Annotated in this window: 13 protein-coding genes; 4 read left to right on the top strand and 9 right to left on the bottom strand. The window is 70.7% G+C overall.

The annotated features are described in order from the left end of the window. Nucleotides 1-5 precede the first annotated feature (5 nt). Both G4D85_RS10815 and G4D85_RS10810 read right to left on the bottom strand, forming a co-directional pair. Nucleotides 6-533, bottom strand: coding sequence for a GNAT family N-acetyltransferase (locus G4D85_RS10815; RefSeq protein WP_164010859.1), 528 nt, complete (start codon nt 531-533; stop codon nt 6-8). 129 nt (nt 534-662) lie between these two features. Then, a complete protein-coding gene (locus tag G4D85_RS10810; RefSeq protein WP_164010857.1) occupies nt 663-1,910 on the bottom strand; it encodes a phospholipase D-like domain-containing protein in 1,248 nt (415 codons plus the stop codon). A gap of 209 nt (nt 1,911-2,119) precedes the next feature. Between G4D85_RS10810 and G4D85_RS49290 the strand changes: the two genes are divergently transcribed. Together G4D85_RS49290 and G4D85_RS48835 are read left to right on the top strand one after the other, a co-directional pair. Continuing rightward, entirely contained in the window at nt 2,120-2,965 is an 846-nt protein-coding gene (locus G4D85_RS49290; RefSeq protein WP_240359201.1) for a hypothetical protein, read from the top strand. A 111-nt stretch (nt 2,966-3,076) separates the two neighbouring features. Beyond that, nucleotides 3,077-3,244, top strand: coding sequence for a hypothetical protein (locus G4D85_RS48835; RefSeq protein ID WP_205525507.1), 168 nt, complete (start codon nt 3,077-3,079; stop codon nt 3,242-3,244). 66 nt (nt 3,245-3,310) lie between these two features. Here the strand turns inward: G4D85_RS48835 and G4D85_RS10800 are convergent, their stop codons facing one another. From G4D85_RS10800 to G4D85_RS10785, 4 genes are all read right to left on the bottom strand, one after another. Next, nucleotides 3,311-4,531, bottom strand: a complete 1,221-nt coding sequence (locus G4D85_RS10800) for an ABC transporter permease (RefSeq protein WP_164010855.1) — start codon at nt 4,529-4,531, stop codon at nt 3,311-3,313. Between the two features lie 15 nt (nt 4,532-4,546). Next, nucleotides 4,547-5,773: an ABC transporter permease gene (locus tag G4D85_RS10795; protein ID WP_164010853.1), complete on the bottom strand. Its 1,227-nt coding sequence runs from the start codon at nt 5,771-5,773 to the stop codon at nt 4,547-4,549. A gap of 184 nt (nt 5,774-5,957) precedes the next feature. Then, nucleotides 5,958-7,112, bottom strand: coding sequence for a cysteine desulfurase family protein (locus G4D85_RS10790; protein ID WP_164010851.1), 1,155 nt, complete (start codon nt 7,110-7,112; stop codon nt 5,958-5,960). Between the two features lie 12 nt (nt 7,113-7,124). Next, on the bottom strand, nt 7,125-9,188 hold the full coding sequence (locus G4D85_RS10785) for a lysyl oxidase family protein (protein ID WP_164010850.1): 2,064 nt from the start codon (nt 9,186-9,188) through the stop codon (nt 7,125-7,127). A gap of 360 nt (nt 9,189-9,548) precedes the next feature. Between G4D85_RS10785 and G4D85_RS10780 the strand changes: the two genes are divergently transcribed. Then, nucleotides 9,549-11,273 carry an MDR family MFS transporter gene (locus G4D85_RS10780; RefSeq protein WP_164010848.1) on the top strand — a complete coding sequence of 575 codons (1,725 nt, stop codon included), beginning with the start codon at nt 9,549-9,551 and terminating at the stop codon, nt 11,271-11,273. A gap of 288 nt (nt 11,274-11,561) precedes the next feature. Here G4D85_RS10780 and G4D85_RS10775 read toward each other — a convergent pair whose 3' ends face one another. The 3 genes from G4D85_RS10775 to G4D85_RS10765 all read right to left on the bottom strand — a co-directional run bounded on the left by G4D85_RS10775 (nt 11,562) and on the right by G4D85_RS10765 (nt 14,990). Beyond that, a complete protein-coding gene (locus G4D85_RS10775) occupies nt 11,562-12,782 on the bottom strand; it encodes an adenylate/guanylate cyclase domain-containing protein (protein WP_164010846.1) in 1,221 nt (406 codons plus the stop codon). A 266-nt stretch (nt 12,783-13,048) separates the two neighbouring features. Beyond that, nucleotides 13,049-13,423, bottom strand: coding sequence for a hypothetical protein (locus G4D85_RS10770; protein ID WP_164010844.1), 375 nt, complete (start codon nt 13,421-13,423; stop codon nt 13,049-13,051). A gap of 46 nt (nt 13,424-13,469) precedes the next feature. Continuing rightward, the gene (locus tag G4D85_RS10765) at nt 13,470-14,990 is read right to left on the bottom strand and encodes a M20/M25/M40 family metallo-hydrolase (protein ID WP_164010842.1); all 1,521 of its coding nucleotides are present in this window, start codon (nt 14,988-14,990) and stop codon (nt 13,470-13,472) included. 477 nt (nt 14,991-15,467) lie between these two features. On the opposite strand from G4D85_RS10765, the gene G4D85_RS10760 reads away from it, so the two are divergent. Then, nucleotides 15,468-17,123 carry a DUF262 domain-containing protein gene (locus G4D85_RS10760; protein WP_164010840.1) on the top strand — a complete coding sequence of 552 codons (1,656 nt, stop codon included), beginning with the start codon at nt 15,468-15,470 and terminating at the stop codon, nt 17,121-17,123.

Below are 17,123 nucleotides of genomic sequence, written 5' to 3'. Positions count from 1 at the left end.
CGGCCTCAGCCCTTGAGGCGCATCACGTACGCTTCGAGGTACACCGTGGGCAGCGCCATGTCCCCCGCCGGCTCCCGCACGAAGCCGCGGTTCATGTACATGCGCGCGACGCCCTCCGCGCCCCTGCGCACGTGGAGGCACACCGCGTCCACGTCCCAGCGCCGCGCCAGGGCCTCGGCCGCGTCGAGCAGCGGCCGGGCCAGCCCGCTGCCATGGAAGCGCACCGCCGTGGCCAGCCCGCGCAGGTCCGCCGCCTTCGGCAGCCACGCCTCCGAGCCCGGCGCTCCCGGTGGAAACAGGGCCACCGTACCGCACACCCCGCCGTCCACCTCCGCCACCAGCACCGTGGCCACCTTCCTGCGCGAGGCCACGTCGCGCAGCTCCCGCTTGCGCTCCTCCGTGTAGACGACCTCCGGCAGCTTCTTCGCGTACTGCGTGATGAACGCCTCCACCAGCAGGTCGCCCACGGCCGCGTCATCCTCGGGCCGCGCCTCGCGGATGACGGCCCGCCCCACGACTTCCTTCAGGTCCATGCCCGGCCCTCTAACACGCGGCCTTGGTCCCCGCCGCACGGATGAAGCGTGGACATCGCCCGGAGCACCGTCCTGCCCTCACGCCGGGTCCGGTGCGAGCCTGGACGACCCCGCCCTGGCTCGAAGACCTCAGAGGAAGTTGCCGATGAGCCAGGGAAGCTGCTCGCCCAACTTCTGGAGCAGCCCCCGCTTGCGCCACCCGCTCCAGTGGATTTCGTAGGAGTGGCCCAGGTCCTTCTCGAAGGCCGCCGCGAGCCGTGCGGCCAGCTCCGCGTCGTCCACCACCACCGAGCCCTCTTCAGACGTACTCAGCGACAGCGGGTCCAGATTGGTGGAGCCGATGACGGACAGCGAGTCGTCCACGACCATCGTCTTGGCGTGCATCATGGACAGCTCGTACTCCCAGATGCGCACGCCCCCTTCGAGCAGCCGCGCGTAGGAGGCGCGCTGCGCCGCGTGGACCGGGGCGATGTCATGGTGCCTCCCGGGCACCAGCACCCGCACGTCCACCCCCTGCTTCACCTTCTCGATGAGCATGTCGCTGATGGCGTCGGAGGGAATGAAGTACGAGTTGGCAATCCAGAGCCGCGTGCGCGCCGCGGCGATGGTGAGCAGCATCATCCGCCGCCCGTCGGAGAGGAAGCGGTGGTCGCTGCTGGCGACGAAGCCGGCGCGGGCCTCGCCCACGGCCTGGGGATGTGGGAAGTCGCTGGCGGGGAGGAAGTCGCCGCCGGCCTCCTGCCAGTTCTGGGCGAAGGCCAGCTGCATCTCTCGCGCGGCGGGCCCCTCCACGCGCACATTCATGTCGCGCCACGAGTCCGGCCCGTCCGCGTTGCCGAGCCAGCTCTTCCAGATGCCCCACCCGCCGGTGAGTCCCACCTCGCCGTCGCGCACCACCAGCTTGCGGTGCATGCGCCCCTTCATGCGGTCTGCGTCGAACGAGGACATGGCGCCCTGGATGGGACGGAAGATGCGCACCTCGCAGCCGGCCTCCGCGAGAGCCGGCGACACGGACTCGAAGTTGACGCTGCCCAGCGGGTCCACGAGCACGCGGCAGGCGACGCCGGGCTGGCGCTGCTGGAGGGCGCGCACCAGCCGGTCCGACGGCTCGCCCGGGCGCCAGATGTAGCTGGCGATGTGGATGCTGGAGCGGGCGGCGCGCGCCTCCTGCTCGATGGCGTCGAAGATGTGGCCGTTCTCCACCAGCTCCACGCGGTGCCCGGGGGCCAGCTCCACGCCGAGCGACTGGTAGAACGCGAGCGAGCGCGCCTCGGCGCCGCCCTCGGGCAGCGCGCGCAGGCGCAGGTCATGCCGGTGGTTGGGATACGGGCACCCGGCGACGAGCAGCGCGCCAAGCACGAGCCAGACCAGCTTCACTCCCGGAAGTTAGTGGCGCACCGTCCGGCGCGCACCTGCCCTCCATCACTCCGAGGTCGGGTGAGAGCGTCCAGCCGCGAACATCCCAACCCCTCGTGACTGTGTGCTGGAGGGCGCGCGCCCGTGGAGGGGTGGAAGCACGCGAGGCGGATGCACACCCTTCCCCGCCACCGCGCTCCAGGCCGGAGGACGGGTGGCCCTGTGTGCCCATGTCCCAGTCTCCACCGAGAGCCTCCACTGCCGTGTCCCTGCTGCTGCTCGGGTGCCTGCTGGCGCCCGTGGCCCACGCGGCCTCCGACGCGCCGCTGCGACGGGGACAGGCGCTGCGTCTCCAGGAGCAGGAGTCTCCTTCGGATACGGCCATGACTCCGGAGCCCGTCACGGACGAGGCACGCGGCACTGACGCTCCAGCACATGAGCCATCCCCCGCGACCGGGGCCTCGAGCACGACTCCGGAGCCCCCGTCCTCGGGAAGAGGCGGCACGCGGCTGCCGGGGATGAGCGGCGTGCCCGTGCAGTCCAACGGAGAGGACCTGCCGCTCAGCCCCGAGGCCTGGGTGGCGCATGGCGGGCTGACGCTGCTCCCGCTCGGAGGCGTCTGGGCCGCGAGCCGCGTGGGCGGTGACACGCGCCTGACCTCCACCGCCTCGGAGACGGCGGCGGGCATGCTCCTGGGCTCCATGCCCGCGCGGCTCCTCTTCTTCCGCCCAGCGACGCCCAACGGCGGGCGCTGGACGGAGCTGGAGGTGGTGGCGTTCGGCGGGGGCCTCGTGCTGACCCCACCGCTGGCGGCGCTCGGCACGTGGGGCCTGGGAGAGCTGGCCTTCGGCGGGAGCAAGGACCGCGGGAATGCGTACCTCGGAGCGCTCGGAGGCGCCGCGGTGGGCGCGCTGCTCGGCGTGGCCGCACACGGAGTGATGATGAAGCTGGCCGGCCCGAGCGCCCGCCTCAAGTCCGTGCGTCAGCTCATCGGTCTCGGCTTCATCGGAGCGGGAGCGACAGTGGGCTACCAGTGGGCCGGCGGTGGTCCTCGTCCAGACGAACACACGCAATAGTTACGAGCCCAGCGCACCGAAATGAAGCTCGACGCGGCGGCTGTTGCCATCAGGCGGCACCAGCTTCAGGCTGCGAGCCGCAGTACGGACCCCCCATCTCTGGAGCCACGCATGTCTGCTCGGAAGAACCTCCGTATCGCCGTCGCCCTCACCGCCGCCGCCGCCATGTTCGGACTGGGCGTTGCCATGGCTCCCGCCACCGCGTCCGCCGAGTGCACGGTGACCTGCTACAAGCACCCCATCACCGGCGAGCGCATCTGCACGCCGCCGTGTCCGTAAGCGCCCCGTCCGGACGCTGAAGCACCGAGGCCTCTTCCGCTCGCGCGGAGGGGGCCTCAGCGGCGCTCACTCCGTGCGCATCGCCTCCACCGGGTCCAGCTTCGCCGCGCGCGCAGCGGGGTAGATGCCGAAGGCCAGCCCCACGCCGCAGCTCATCGCCAGCGACAGGCCCACCGCCCACGCGGGCACCTCCGTGGGCAGCCCCATCACCCACCGCGCCAGGTGCGCCAGGGCCACGCCCAGGGCCACGCCCAGCACGCCACCCGTCAGCGACAGCACCACCGCCTCGGTGGCGAACTGCGCCAGGATGCGGCGCTTCTTCGCGCCCAGCGCCTTGCGGATGCCAATCTCCCGCGTCCGCTCCGTCACGGCCACCAGCATGATGTTCAGGATGCCGATGCCGCCCACCAGCAGCGACAGCAGGCACACCCCGAAGCTGGCCACGGAGATGACCTGGGAGATTTTGTTGAACGTCTCCGCGGCGCTCTCGTTGGAGAACACGAAGAAGTCGTCCGGCTCCATCGGCTTCAGCGCGTGCCGCCGCCGCATCAGCAGCGTCACCTCGTCCTGCGCCCGCGGCACCAGCTCCGACGTGCGCGCCTGGATGCTCACCCGGTAGTCCCTCACGCCGAACAGCTGGCGGAACACCGACAGCGGCATCATCACCTGGTTGTCCTGGCTGCCTCCGCCCAGGAAGCCGCCCTTGCGCTTGAGCGTGCCCACCACCTGGAAGCTCCGGCCCTGGATGCGAAGCGTCTGCCCCAGCGGGTCCAACCCCGGGAAGAGCGTGTCCGCCAGGTCCAGGCCAATCACCACCACACGCCGCCCGTCCAGGTACTCCGTATCCGTGAAGGCCCGCCCCTCCTGCACCTGCACCGAGTTCGTCTGGAAGTACTCCGGCGTGCCCGCCCAGATGGACACGTTGGGCCGCGACTCGCGCAGGGACGTGGACACCTTGAAGCCACCCTTGGAGTCCTCCGCCGCCGCCGTCAGCACCGACGGCTGCTCGCGGATGGCCTCCAAGTCACCCTCGTTCAGCCGGGGCCGCCGCGACAGCTCCGCCAGCGACAGCTCGCCGCCGAAGGGCAGCCGCTGCACCTGGAAGCAGTTGGTGCCCAGCTCGGACAGGCTCTCGTTGACCTGGTTCCGCAGCCCCTGGATGAGCCCCATCATCGACACCACCGTGGTGGCGCCGATGACGATGCCCAGCAACGTCAGGAAGGAGCGCAGCGGGTTGGAGATGAACGTCCCGAACGCCAGCCGCAGGGTGTCCCACAGTGCCATCATCGCTGGACGCTCCCGTCACTCATGGCGGAGGGCTTCCACCGGGTCCAGGTTCGCCGCACGCGCCGCCGGCCAGATGCCGAACAGCAGCCCCACCATGGCCGCGAAGCCCACGCCGAACACCACCGTCAGCGGCTCCACCGCCGCCGCCAGCGGTGTTACCAGCGACACCGTGCGCGCCAGCCCCAACCCCGCCAGCGTGCCCATGGTGCCGCCCAGCGCGGACACGCTGGAGGCCTCCATGAGGAACTGGATGATGATGGTGCGCTTCTTCGCTCCCAGCGCCCGCCGCACGCCAATCTCGCGCGTCCGCTCGCGCACCGACACCAGCATGATGTTCATGATGCCGATGCCGCCCACCAGCAGGGTGATGAAGCCTACGCCCGTGGCCGCGCCGTAGAGCGCCCCGGTGAGCTGGGCGTACATGTTGGCGAGCTGCTCGGGGCGGTTGATGGCGAAGTCGTCCGGGATTCCCGGCGGCGTGTTCCGCTCCCGGCGCAGCACGGGCGTCATCGCGTCCTGCACCTTGAGGACGTTCTCCGGCGAGTCCACCGCCACCGCGATGTTGGGCGAGCGCCGCTTGCCGAAGTGCGACAGGAAGGTGCGGTAGGGCACCATCACCACGACGTCCTGGTTCTCTCCGAGGATGGTGCCCTTGGGCTCGAGCGTCCCCACCACGCGGTAGGGCCGGCCCTCCAGGAGGATGCGGTGCCCCAGCGGGTTGATGCCGGGGAAGAGCGAGCGCACCAGCTCCGCGCCGATGACGACCACCGACGCACGCTGGTCCACGTCCGAGTCCGTGAGGAAGCGCCCGCTGTCGACGACGAAGGAGGACACGGTGGCGTAGTCCGGCGTAGTGCCGACAATCGTCACCGCGGCCATCTTCCGGTCCAGGAAGCGGCCTTCCACGCGCTCGAAGTAGATGGGGGCGACGGCCAGCACGTGCTCGGACGACTTGAGGATGGGCCCCACCAGGTCCGCGGACAGGTCCTTGCGGTTGCGGTACTCCCACCAGTCCCCCCGCATCGTCCATGGGAACTTGGAGACCTGGATGGTGTTGGCGCCAATCTCGGAGAGCTGCTCCTCGAAGGAGCGGTTGATGCCCTGGATGATGCCGACGATGGCCAGCAGGGTGCACACCCCCACGCCGATGCCCACCGTCGTCAGCACGGTCCGCAGGCGGTTGGAACGGAGTGAGAACAGCGCGATGCGCGCTCCCTCCCACACATCGACCCGGAAGCTCACGTGATGACCTCTCCGCCGGTACGGCGTCGCGCCCCGAGCGCGGAATCCCGGCAGGCACCCTGACTACGCATCAGAGAACGGGTGATTGCACGCGACCTTCCCCAGGGCAACCGCGCTCCGTCCGGATCTTCTTCACGGAGCGGCCGGCCTCGGGCCATATCCCACCTCCGGGACGGCCGGGACGTCAGCGCCCGCCTGCCTTCCGCCAGGCCGCCGCCAGCGCCGCCGCCGCCCGGTCCACCTGGGCCTCGGTGGTGTCCGGCCCCAGGGACAGCCGCACCGCGCCCAGGGCCTCGGCCTCGGGGAGGCCCATGGCGCGCAGCACCGCGGAGGCGGACTCGCCGCCCTCGTGGCAGGCCGAGCCGGTGGACGCCGCCACCTCCGGCGCCGCCGCCAGCACGTCGCTGCCCTTCACGCCCGGGAAGCGCACGTTGAGGGTGTTGGGCAGCCGCTCGGTGGCGTGGCCATTCAGCGCCAGCCCGGGCACCTCCGCCCGCAGCCGCTCCCACAGCCGCTCGCGCAGGGCCACCCCGGCCGCCGTCCCCCGCGCCAGCCTCGCGCGCGCCAGGTCGCACGCGGTGCCCAGGGCCACGGCGTAGGGCACGTTCTCCGTCCCCGGCCGCAGGCCCCGCTCCTGGCCGCCGCCCAGCACGAAGGGCCGCAGCGGCGTGCCGGGGCGCACGTACAGCGCGCCCACGCCCTTGGGCGCGCGCAGCTTGTGCCCCACCAGCGTCAGCAGGTCCACGCCGAGCACGCCCACGTCCACCGGCACCTTGCCCACCGACTGCGCCGCGTCCGTGTGCACGGTGGCGCCGTGCCGGTGGGCCAGCGCCGCGACTTCAGCCACCGGCTGGAGGACGCCCGTCTCGTTGTTGGCGTGCATCAGCGTCACCAGCGCGGTGTCCGCGCCCGCCGCGTCCAGCGCCTGCGCCGCGTCCTCCACCCGCACGCGGCCCTCCGCGTCCACCGGCAGCCACGTCACGCGCCAGCCCCGCCACTCCAGCGAGTCGCAGGGCAGCTTCGTCGCCGGGTGCTCAATCACGGAGGTGAGGACATGGCGTCGCTCCGCGCGAGCCTCCGTGGTGCCGCGGATGGCGAGGTTGTTGGCCTCGGTGCCGCCGGAGGTGAAGAGGATGTCCCCGGGCCCCGCGCCGATGAGGGCCGCCACCTTCGCGCGGGCCTCCTCCAGCGCGGCGCGGGCCCGCCTGCCATACGGGTGCCCGCTGGAGGGGTTGCCGAACTCCTCGCGGAGGTACGGCAGCATCGCGTCCACCACCTCCGGGTCGATGGGGGTGGTGGCGTTGTGGTCCAGGTACAGGGGGCGCTCGGTAGGGCTCATGCCCCCACAGGATTACGGAAGGACGGTGGCCGTGTCGCCCTCCAGCACCAGGCGCACAGACACTTCGTTGGGGTGGACTGTCTCCTCCTCGATGATGTCCTGCTCGTCCACGCCCACGCGCAGGGTGTACGTGCCGTCGGAGAGGTCGGTGATGTCGACCCACTGGCAGGGGATGTCCGCGAAGTAGATGTCCGACCAGCCGGCGGAGATGCCCATGCGCTCGGCGTAGAGGAAGAACGGCGCCGCGTCCGAGCACTGGCGGTGGTAGTCCACGAGGTAGAAGCCCTGCTTGCGTCCCAGGACGACGTCCTGGCCCTGCGCGTCGCGCAGCGCGTACCCAGCGAAGTTCGTCAGGTGGTCGTGCCCGTGGCACTCGTCCCAGACGTAGAGGTCCGGACGCTCCTGCACGTCGGGCACGGTGGCCGCGGCGGTGCCCAGGTTGACGATGGAGGTGTTGAAGCGCAGCAGGCGCCGCTGGCCGCCGGCGGGCACGCAGCCTTCGATGACCTCGCAGGAATCGGGAGCGAAGGTGCGGGTCTCCACATACAGCGAGCGGGCCAGCACGTCCGCGTCCACGGTGAGGTCGGGCTTGCCGTTCACCGGGTCCAACTGCAGGCCACACGCGGCCACCGCGGGCAGGTGGGGCGGGGCCGTGGGTTCGTCGGGCACCGCGCCACCGCCGTAGATGACCACGCGCCCGCCGGGTCCGGAGACGAGCCCGGGCGGCGGGGCCATGCCCACCACCACGTCGTCGAAGCCGTTGTCGTCCAGGTCGCCCGGCGCCAGCACGGAGAAGCGGTGGAAGCCCTCGAACCCGGCGCGGAGCCTGTCCGCGCGCGGCCAGGCCCAGACGGGCTTCAGCTCGGCGGAGACGCCCTGTGCCGGGGAGTAGACGTAGAGCCGGCCATCCGAGCCCACGATGAAGTCGTTGCGCTGGCCGTCTCCGTCCACGTCTCCCGCCGAGACGATGACGTTGCCGAACAGGGAGAAGACCGGATCGGCCATGGCGGTCCACACGGGCGTGGCGGAGAAGCCCGTCGGCGACTGTGCGTCCGACAGGTGCAGCTGCTGCGTTCCCCCGCCCGGGCCCTGGAAGCTCTCCGACGTCCCGTCCCCATTCAGGTCCGGCAGCAGGGCCAGGGTGCGCGAAGCCACTCCCCAGGTGGCGCTCCGCGCCAGGAGCCCATCACACTCCAGGGTGCCACCCGCCTTGCACCCCAGGAAGAGGCCGAAGGACGACCCGTTGTTCACCACGAGGTCCTGCGCGCCGTCGCCGTTGAAGTCACCCGCGCGCCGCACGCTGTTGGTGAAGAGCGCCTGGGTGCGAGGCACGAGGGTGAAGGGCCCGCCCTCCGCGCCCGGCGTGGCCCGGTACACGGACACCTGGGTCCCCTTCACGCTGACCAGGTCATCCAGCCCATCCCCGTCGACGTCCGCGAGCACGGCGTTGTTGTAGACGCCGCCTCCCGGCACCAGGAACAGCGGCTCCGCGAACAGCTGGCCCAGGTCTGTCCGGCCCTTGAAGACCAGCAGGCCGTACTGGCCGGAGACGAGCACGTCCGCGTACGCGTCCCCGTCCACGTTGCCCGTGGACACCACCATCTGGTTGCCGTTGGTGCGCGTGGAGGCGTTCCGCCAGTTCATCACCGTGGAGAGGGGTTGCTTGGTGAAGTAGGGAGCCTCGCCGGTGAAGATGGACAAGCGGCCCGGGTCTCGCGTGGTGGTGAGGCACGGCGGGGCGGCGACGACCAGGTCCTTCTGCCCATCGCCATTCAGGTCGCCCATGGCGATGGAGCGGCCAAAGCAGCCCGCGGTGTATTCGGGGTCGTGCTTCACCTCCCACACCGGCACGTCGGAGAGCACCGGCCCCGCATCCCCGGGCCCCGCGTCCGGCTCGCCCGCATCGGGTTCGCCCGCGTCTGGCTCACCGGCGTCAGGTTCGCCTGCGTCGGGGCCACCGGCGTCTGGCTCGCCGGCATCCGCTCCGGCATCGGGGATGGGGTCGGGGTCTCCGGGACAGGCGCATAGCGACAACGCCAGCAGGGTGGAGAGGGTCAGCGCTCGAAACTGTTGCATGCCGTCGGTCCTCGAAAGCCACGCGAAGAGGCGCCACGTCCGGCCCAGGCGTGGAGAAGTGGCGCGCTCCGGAGGTTACGCGCAGGGCTGACATCCCCCCTCCAGATGCTTGCGGCATGAGGAGATCCACCGGCGGACAGCCGGTGGATCCTTGCCATGACACTGTCGTTGCGTTCTCGACCTACGGGAGCGCCGCGACACGGTTGCATTCTGGAGGTGTTCTCCGCTCGTCGCTCCCAGACGAAAGCGCCGGGCGGTGGACGTTCGCCGGGCAGCCGTCCGGCCTGGATGGCTGGCCGTCCACCTGGAGCGGCCCCACCTTTCGTCCGGCGCCCGCGTCGTGGGCGACGTTCGCGACCCATGGCCTCGTCCGCCGCTCCAGCCTCCGCCGACCTCCTGCCCGCCGCGTTCCCCGCGTTCACTCGCGCACAGAAGGTCTTCACGATGCTGGGGGCGCTGCTGGGGCTGCTGCTCGCGGCGCTGGATCAGACAATCGTCGCGACCGCGGGGCCGGCCATCCAGGCAGACCTGCGCATCCCCGCGTCGCACTACGCGTGGCTCACCACGTCGTACATGGTGGCGTCCACGATGATGGTGCCGGTGTGGGGGAAGCTGTCCGACCTGCTGGGCCGGCGGACGGTGCTGGCGGTGGGCATCCTCATCTTCCTCGCGGGCAGCTTCCTGTGCGGAGTGGCCCGGTCCACGCTGGCGCTCATCCTCTTCCGCGCGGTGCAGGGGCTGGGCAGCGCGGCGCTCTTCACCGCGGCGCTGGCGGTGGTGGCGGACCTCTTCGAGCCTCGCGAGCGAGGAAAGTACCAGGGCCTCTTCGGCGCGGTGTTCGGCCTGTCGAGCGTGGTGGGCCCGCTGGTGGGCGGCTTCATCACCGACCACCTGGGCTGGCACTGGGTGTTCTTCATCAACCTGCCGGTGGGCGCGGTGGCGCTGGCGCTCGTCCTGCTGCGCATGCCGAAGCTGCGGCCCGAGGGCGCGGGACAGGGAGGACTGGACCTGCCCGGCGCAGGGGCGCTCGCGATGGCGGTGGTGCCACTGCTGCTGGCGCTCAGCATGGGGCGAAGTGACGGCGGCGCGTGGGCCTGGAGTTCGTGGCGCATCCTGGGGCTGTTCGCGTTGGCCGTGGTGGGCACGGCGATGTTCCTGCGGCTGGAGGCGCACGCGAAGGAGCCGCTGCTGGACCTGAAGCTGTTCCGCCTGCGCGCCTTCAGCACGGGGAACGCGGCGGTGTTCATCATCGGTGCGGTGTTCCTGTCGGGCGTCGTCTTCCTGCCGCTGTTCATGGTGAACGTGGTGGGACTGTCGGCGACGCGCTCGGGGCTGACGATTACGCCGCTGACGCTGGGCGTGGTGGCGGGCAACGTGCTCAGCGGGCAGCTGGTGTCGAAGCTGGGCCGATACAAGGTGCTGCTGCTGGGCTCGCTCGTGCTGCTGGTGGTGGGCTTCGCGGTGATGGGCTTCACGCTGACGCCCGACTCCACCCAGGCCGAGGTGACGGCGAAGATGGTGCTGGTGGGCCTGGGCCTGGGGCCGTCGATTCCGCTGTTCACGATGGCCATCCAGAACGCCGTGCCGCCTCAGCGGATTGGCGTGGCCACGTCAGCGGCCACCTTCTTCCGGCAGCTCGGGATGACCATGGGCGTGGCGCTGCTGGGCACGGTGTTCGCGGCCACGCTGTCGAGCGAGCTGGGGGCACGCATGCCCGCGGCCACCGCCGGACTCCCAGAGTCGGTGCGGGCCCAGGTGGCGGTGGCGACGCCCGGGACGAGCGGTGAAGGAGCCCCGGCGGGCGGGAGCTTCCAGGCCGGAGAGGTGAAGGCGCGGCTGCGCACGGAGTTCGACGCCGAGCGCCGCCGGGTGGGTGCAACGGAGCGCGCGCGGGTGGACGCGGAGGAGCAGCGCGCGCTGGAGTCAGTGGACCAGGCCTGGCAGGCGTTGAAGGCGTCCTTCACGAGCGGCGTGTCGGCGGTGTACCGCGTGGCCATCCTCATCGCGCTGCTGGCGCTGGGGGTGACGTGCTTCCTGCCGGAGCAACCGCTGCGGCGAGGACGCGGGCCCGCGCCAGCGGAATGAGCGTTCCTTCCACCCAAGCCGGCACGACGCGGAGGGGCGGGAGGGACGAGCTTCGGCGGAATGAGCGTTCCTTCCACCCAAGCCGTCGCGGGAGGGACGAGCCTCGGCGGAATGAGCGTTCCTTCCAGGCGGCAGGGGCAACAAAGGCAGGCCTCGGCGGAATGAGCGTTCCTTCCACCCAAGCCGTCGCGAGAGGGGCGAGCCTCGGCGGAATGAGCGTTCCTTCCAGGCTGCCGGCGAGGGAGAGGCGAGCCGCCGCGCACGGATACGGGTCAAGCCCGTCCCGGCTCAGGCGGCGGTGAGCGAATTGGAGTCGACAGCGGCCTCGGCTTCGAGCGTGTGGATGCGCACGGGCAGGCCCACGCCCTTGAGCACGTGCTCGCCCAGGTCTCGCGTGCCGCCACGGAAGTGGGAGGCAAAGGCCTCCGACAGGAGCACGGGCTCATTGAGCGCGGCGCACAGCCCGCCGATGCGGCTGGCGAGGTTGACGGCCGGGCCGATGACGGTGAAGTCCAGCCGGTCCGACGCGCCGATGTTGCCGTACATGACGTCGCCCACGTGGAGCGCGGCGCCGAACTCGTACGTGGGCAGGCCCTTGCGGCGGCGCTCGGCGTTGTCGCGCGAACTGGCGGCCACGGCCTCGCGGATGGTGCGGGCGGCGGCCGCGCAGCGCTCCTCCACCGGCGACTCCGCGTCGATGCGGAAGATGGCGAGCACCGCGTCGCCCATGAACTTGAGCACCTCCGCGCCGTGCGCGTGGAAGGCTGTCACCATGGTCTCGAAGTACGCGTTGAGCAGCTCCAGCAGCGAGTCACGCGGGAGCGCGTCCGACAGCGCGGTGAAGCTGCGCAAGTCACTCAGGCAGATGACGGCGGAGGTCGTCTCTCCGTCGCCCCGTCGAATCTGTCCCTGAAGGATGCGCCGGCCCGTGTCCTTGCCCAGGTACGTGTCCAGCAGCACGCCCGTCATGTCCTTGCGCGCGAGGACCTCCAGCACGAGCTGCAGCAACGGGTGCAAGCCATGGAGCAGCGCGAGGTGCGCATCCGTGAAGCCACCCGGAGCGGAGGTGGCCCAAGAGACGGCATGGCGCGCGCCGTCGCTGAAGCACAGCGGCAGCGCCACGTAGTCGGTGAGGCCGTCCGCGCGCAGCTCGGCGTACATGGGGAAGTCGTCCGGCGCGGGCGGCTCCTCCAGGCGGCGGTGGAGGCCGGGAGAGCCGTCGAGCAGCGCCTTGAAGGGGCTGAGCGCGAAGCCGGGCAGGTGCTGGAGGCCGTGCGGGTGGACCTCGGTGGAGACCCGCTGCCCGGGGCGCCAGCGGAAGCTGCGGCCGTGCAGCAGCGGGTGCAGGGTGAAGAGGACGATGGACGCGCGGGCGAGAGGGACACCCTGAGCCACCAAGCGCTGGCAGAGGGCGTCGAGCAGCGGGGCCGGGCCCTCCAGGCTCCGCGCCTCGGACACGAGCCAGCCCGCGACGTCAGGGCCGGTGCTGGCCTGCTGTCCACGCATCATCCGTGAGTCTGGGGCGTTCACTGTCACGGTGCTCTGCTCTTCCCGGCGGGGAGCCGCTGCCAGGGGTATCTCATTGTTTCACCGAACCGGGCCCGGTGCGAGCGACGCAAGCCGAGCCAGGGGAGCCAGGCAGGCAGGGGCCTCACGGGCCTGCCTGGGCGCTGGCACCCTGAACCCGGCACTCATCCCAGCTCGGAGAACAGGTCCACCGCCGCTCAACGCCGCCAATTCGGGTGTGCTGCCCGCACGTGCCCCGGAGCCGGCCGCTATCGACAGGTTTGACTGGACGCTGCGTCCCTGCTCCCGGGCGGCGCGCACCGCTCAGGGCCACAGCGGATCTGCGCGGGGTAGCTCTCCAGGATGACGCACTCGCGGCCCTGGCCGCACTGCAGACGGTCGCAGACCTCCTGGGCGCGTACGCACTGGAAGCTCCGTCCCGTGTCCAGGTCCAGGCTCGCGCACGTGAGGCCCTCAGGGCACTCGGGCGACTCCAGCCCACACGCGGGCCCTTCGAGCACCGCGCCGTCGCGCAGCGACAGCTTGCTCTCCTCCAGCCCAGCGCTCGTCTCCGGCGCGGACGCACAGCCCACGAAGACGCAGAGGACCGCCATCAGCACCGGGAGCCGCGTGTTCCGCTTCATGGCAGTCCTCCACCTGCTCGTCATCGACGCCCTACTCCGCCAACCCTCAGTGCCCCGAGGCCTTCGCCGGTGACACCGCGGGAGGCCCGGAAGGCACCGGGGGCGGCTCCGGCCGCACGAGCAGGCCCGGCATCTCCGCGAGCGCGTACGTCGCCCAAGCCGTCGCGGCGGTGCTGCGCGCCAGGTCCTGCGGATCCACCTTGTCCAGCGTGTCCGCCATGGTGTGGTGCACGTCGAAGTAGCGGCTGCTGTCCACCTCCACGCCGAAGAAGGGCACGCGCGCGGAGACCATGGGGCTCAGGTCCGCGCCGCCCGCCTCGCGCGCGGAGAAGGTGCCCGCGCCCAGCGCCACCAGCGGCTTCAGCCACGGGCGCACCAGTTCCTGCCCGCCCGCGCCCGCGCGCAGGCTGACGCCGAGGGGCCGCCCGCCGCCCGCGTCCATCTCCATCGCGGCCACGTGCCGGGGCAGCTCGGCGGCATGGGCCTCCGCGTACGCACGCGCGCCGCGCAGGCCGTTCTCCTCATTCATGAAGAGCACCACGCGCACGGTGCGCCGGGGCGCCTGCGGCAGCTTCGCGATGAGCCGCGCGGCCTCCATCACCATGACCACGCCGGCGCCGTCGTCATGCGCGCCCGTGCCCACGTCCCACGAGTCCAGGTGCGCGCTGATGAGCACGATTTCCTGCGGCTTCTCCCGGCCGCGCACCTCGGCGATGACGTTGTGGGAGTCCGCGTCCGGCAGCTCCGAGGAGCCGAGCACCACCTTCACGCGCACCGCGCCACCGGCGAGCATCCGGTGGAGCAGGTCCGCGTCCTCGGTGGCGATGGAGGCGGCGGGGATGCGCGGGCCTCCGTCCTCGAAGCGCGTGGAGCCGGTGTGCGGCGTGCGCAGCGAGGCGGTGGCCAGCGAGCGCACCAGCGCACCCACCGCTCCGGCCTTCGCCGCGACAGCCGGCCCACGCCCGCGCAGCCCGGCGAAGCGACCGTAGTCGGCGGCCACGGACATGGTGTGGTTGAAGAAGACAATCTTCCCCTTCACCGCCCCGCCGAGCGCCGCCAGCTCCTCCAGCGACGTCACCTCCACCACCTCGGCGGTGAGTCCCTCGGGCGCGGTGGGCGGGCTGCCGCCCAGGGCGAGCAGCGAGAGCGGGTGCCCGCGCGTGCGCTCGGAGGCGAGCACCTCGCCGCGCTCCTCACCGCGCACCCAGCGCGGCACCTTGACGGGCTCCGTCCACGCCTTGACGCCGTCGGCCTTGAAGCTGCGCAGGGCCCACTGCACGGCGGCCTCGGCGGCCTCGCTGCCGGACAGGCGCGGGCCGATGCCGTCGGTCAGCTCGGCGAGGCGCGCGTAGGCCTGGCCTTCCGTGAGTGCGGGACCGATGAGCTTCTCCGCGACAGCCTGCGAGTACGCGGGGGCCGCGGCCTTCGCGCCAGTGGCGGGCGCCGCGGCCTTCGCGCCGGTGGCGCTCACTGCGGTGGCAGCGGGAGCAGCGGGCTTCGCGGGCGCGGCGCCCGACAGAAGCTGGAGCGCGAGGGAGGCAGGCAGGACGAAGGTGGCGACGGGCAAGGGGTCCTCCGAGGGAGGCGCCCACTCTCCGCAAGTCACCCGGTGCTCGCAAGCGCGATGGACGACGCGCATGAGGCGCGCGGAGGACGGTTGCTCGTAGGGCGTGGGTGCGAGGAGGTGGGGAGAAATCCCAGGGGCCACCGCGCGCCGAGAGGGGGAACGCGGCGCGCGGGGCTCAACTGGGACTTCCACGGCGGTGACGCTTTTGGGGGAGGCATTCACCGCCGCCGCGTCTCACTCCGAAGAGGAAACGTGGGAGGCACTCTGAAGGCCCTTCAAGCGACCGTCAAGCACCCTTCCCCTCCGAGCACACAAACAAACATTCACGGTTCCAAATGGACGCAACTTTACACTAACAGTGTTCGCCGAGCCCCACTCCCAGGGGGTTCAAAAGAGACTCTGGACCCTATGGATGAGGGGAGACCTGAAAGCGGAGCGCTGTCCGGGGCCGTGTTACAGCCCGTCCATAGGTAAGCCATGCCCGCGACCCTGACCCGGCGGCCCCAAGCGACGGCCTTCAGCATCGAGGACCTGTTGGACAGTGTCCGGCGTGGAGAGGTGCGCATCCCCGAGTTCCAGCGCCCGCTGCGCTGGACGGCCGAGGATGTACGCGACCTGTTCGACAGCGTGTACCGGGGATATCCCATTGGCACGCTGCTCTTCTGGAAGCGCGAGGCGCCCGCCGCGAGCGTCACTTTGGGTCCGGTGCGCATCGACGCGCCCTCGACGAGCCAGGCGCTCTGGGTGGTGGACGGACAGCAGCGCATCACCGCGCTGACGGGCGTGCTGCTCCATCCCGAGGACGGGGAACGTGATGACTTCAGCCTCTTCTTCGACCTGGAGACGGAAGAGGTCGTCTCCTCCGCCAGCGACGCGACTCCGCCGCAACACTGGCTGCCCCTGCGGGTCGTGCTGGACAGTGAGCTGCTGCTGGAGTGGCTGAACCGCTATCCCGGGCGCGCACAGCACCTGGAGCACACACGACGGGCCATCCGCTTCGGGAAGGCCATCCGCGAGTATCAGGTGCCGGCCTATGTCGTCGAGGCGGCGGAGGAGAAGACACTCCGCATCATCTTCAAGCGGCTGAACACGGCGGGAAACCCTCTCATCGAGACCGAGGTCTTCAATGCGCTCTATGGAGGAGTCGCGGGCTCACGGCCCGCCAGTCTCGGGGCGCTTGCCGAAGACCTGAAGGCGCTGAGCTTTGGAACCCTGGATGAGTCCACCCTGCTTGAGTTGGTTCTCGCCGTGCGGGGGCTCGACTTCACCCAGAGCTTTCAGCGCCAGCTCAGGGAAGAAGACGACCTCTCGGAAACCCTTCAGGCAACCCAGCGGGCCTTGAGGGACACCATCATCTTCCTGAAGCGCGATGCGGGCCTCGCCCACCTCAGGCTTCTGCCCAAGCCGTTCTCTCTCCACGTCCTTGTACGGTTCTTCTACCTGCACCCGGAACCGTCCCCACGCTCTCGGGAATTGCTGTCACGCTGGCTCTGGCGGCGAGCTGTTGCCGGCACCCTCATGGACCTCACCGCCTGGCTTTCGGAGCCGAAAGAGCTTCTGGCCTGCCTCCAAGTTGATGAGGAGCAAGCGGTCCAGGCACTGCTTGCCGACCTTCCTGCACCAAACCCCAACTGGGGCATGCCCAACTCGCGCATCAGGCACTTCAATCTTGAAGAGCCGGTCAGCCGGCTCGAAGCGAATGCCTTGCTCTCACTGCGCCCTCGGCACCTGCTTACCGGCACACCGCTAGATGTGGCGTCCCTGGTCGACGAACTGGGGCCCGTGGCGTTCCGCCCCATCGTCACTCCCAAGTCACTGTCACGACTGACGCTGAGCGTGCGCAGTCTGATGTGGATCGTGGCGAACAGGCTCTTCCATCCGCCGCTATCAGACAGGAGCCTCTTCGAAGTCCTCGTCACACCGGGGCATGCTGCGTCCGAGGCTCTTGAGAGCCATGCCATTCTCCCAACAGGGTTAGCGCTTCTACAAGGCGGCGAGCACGTGGAGTTCTTGAAGCAGAGAACGCTCGCGCTGAACGACCTGACCATCAGGTTCCTGAAAGCACGCACTCGCTGGGACGAATCAGACCGCCCCTCGCTCCAATCGCTCATCGTCGACGACGAGGAGGACTGA

Source organism: Pyxidicoccus trucidator, from assembly GCF_010894435.1.
In the GTDB taxonomy this organism is placed as follows: domain Bacteria; phylum Myxococcota; class Myxococcia; order Myxococcales; family Myxococcaceae; genus Myxococcus; species Myxococcus trucidator.
This window is presented reverse-complemented; position numbering and strand designations above follow the sequence as displayed.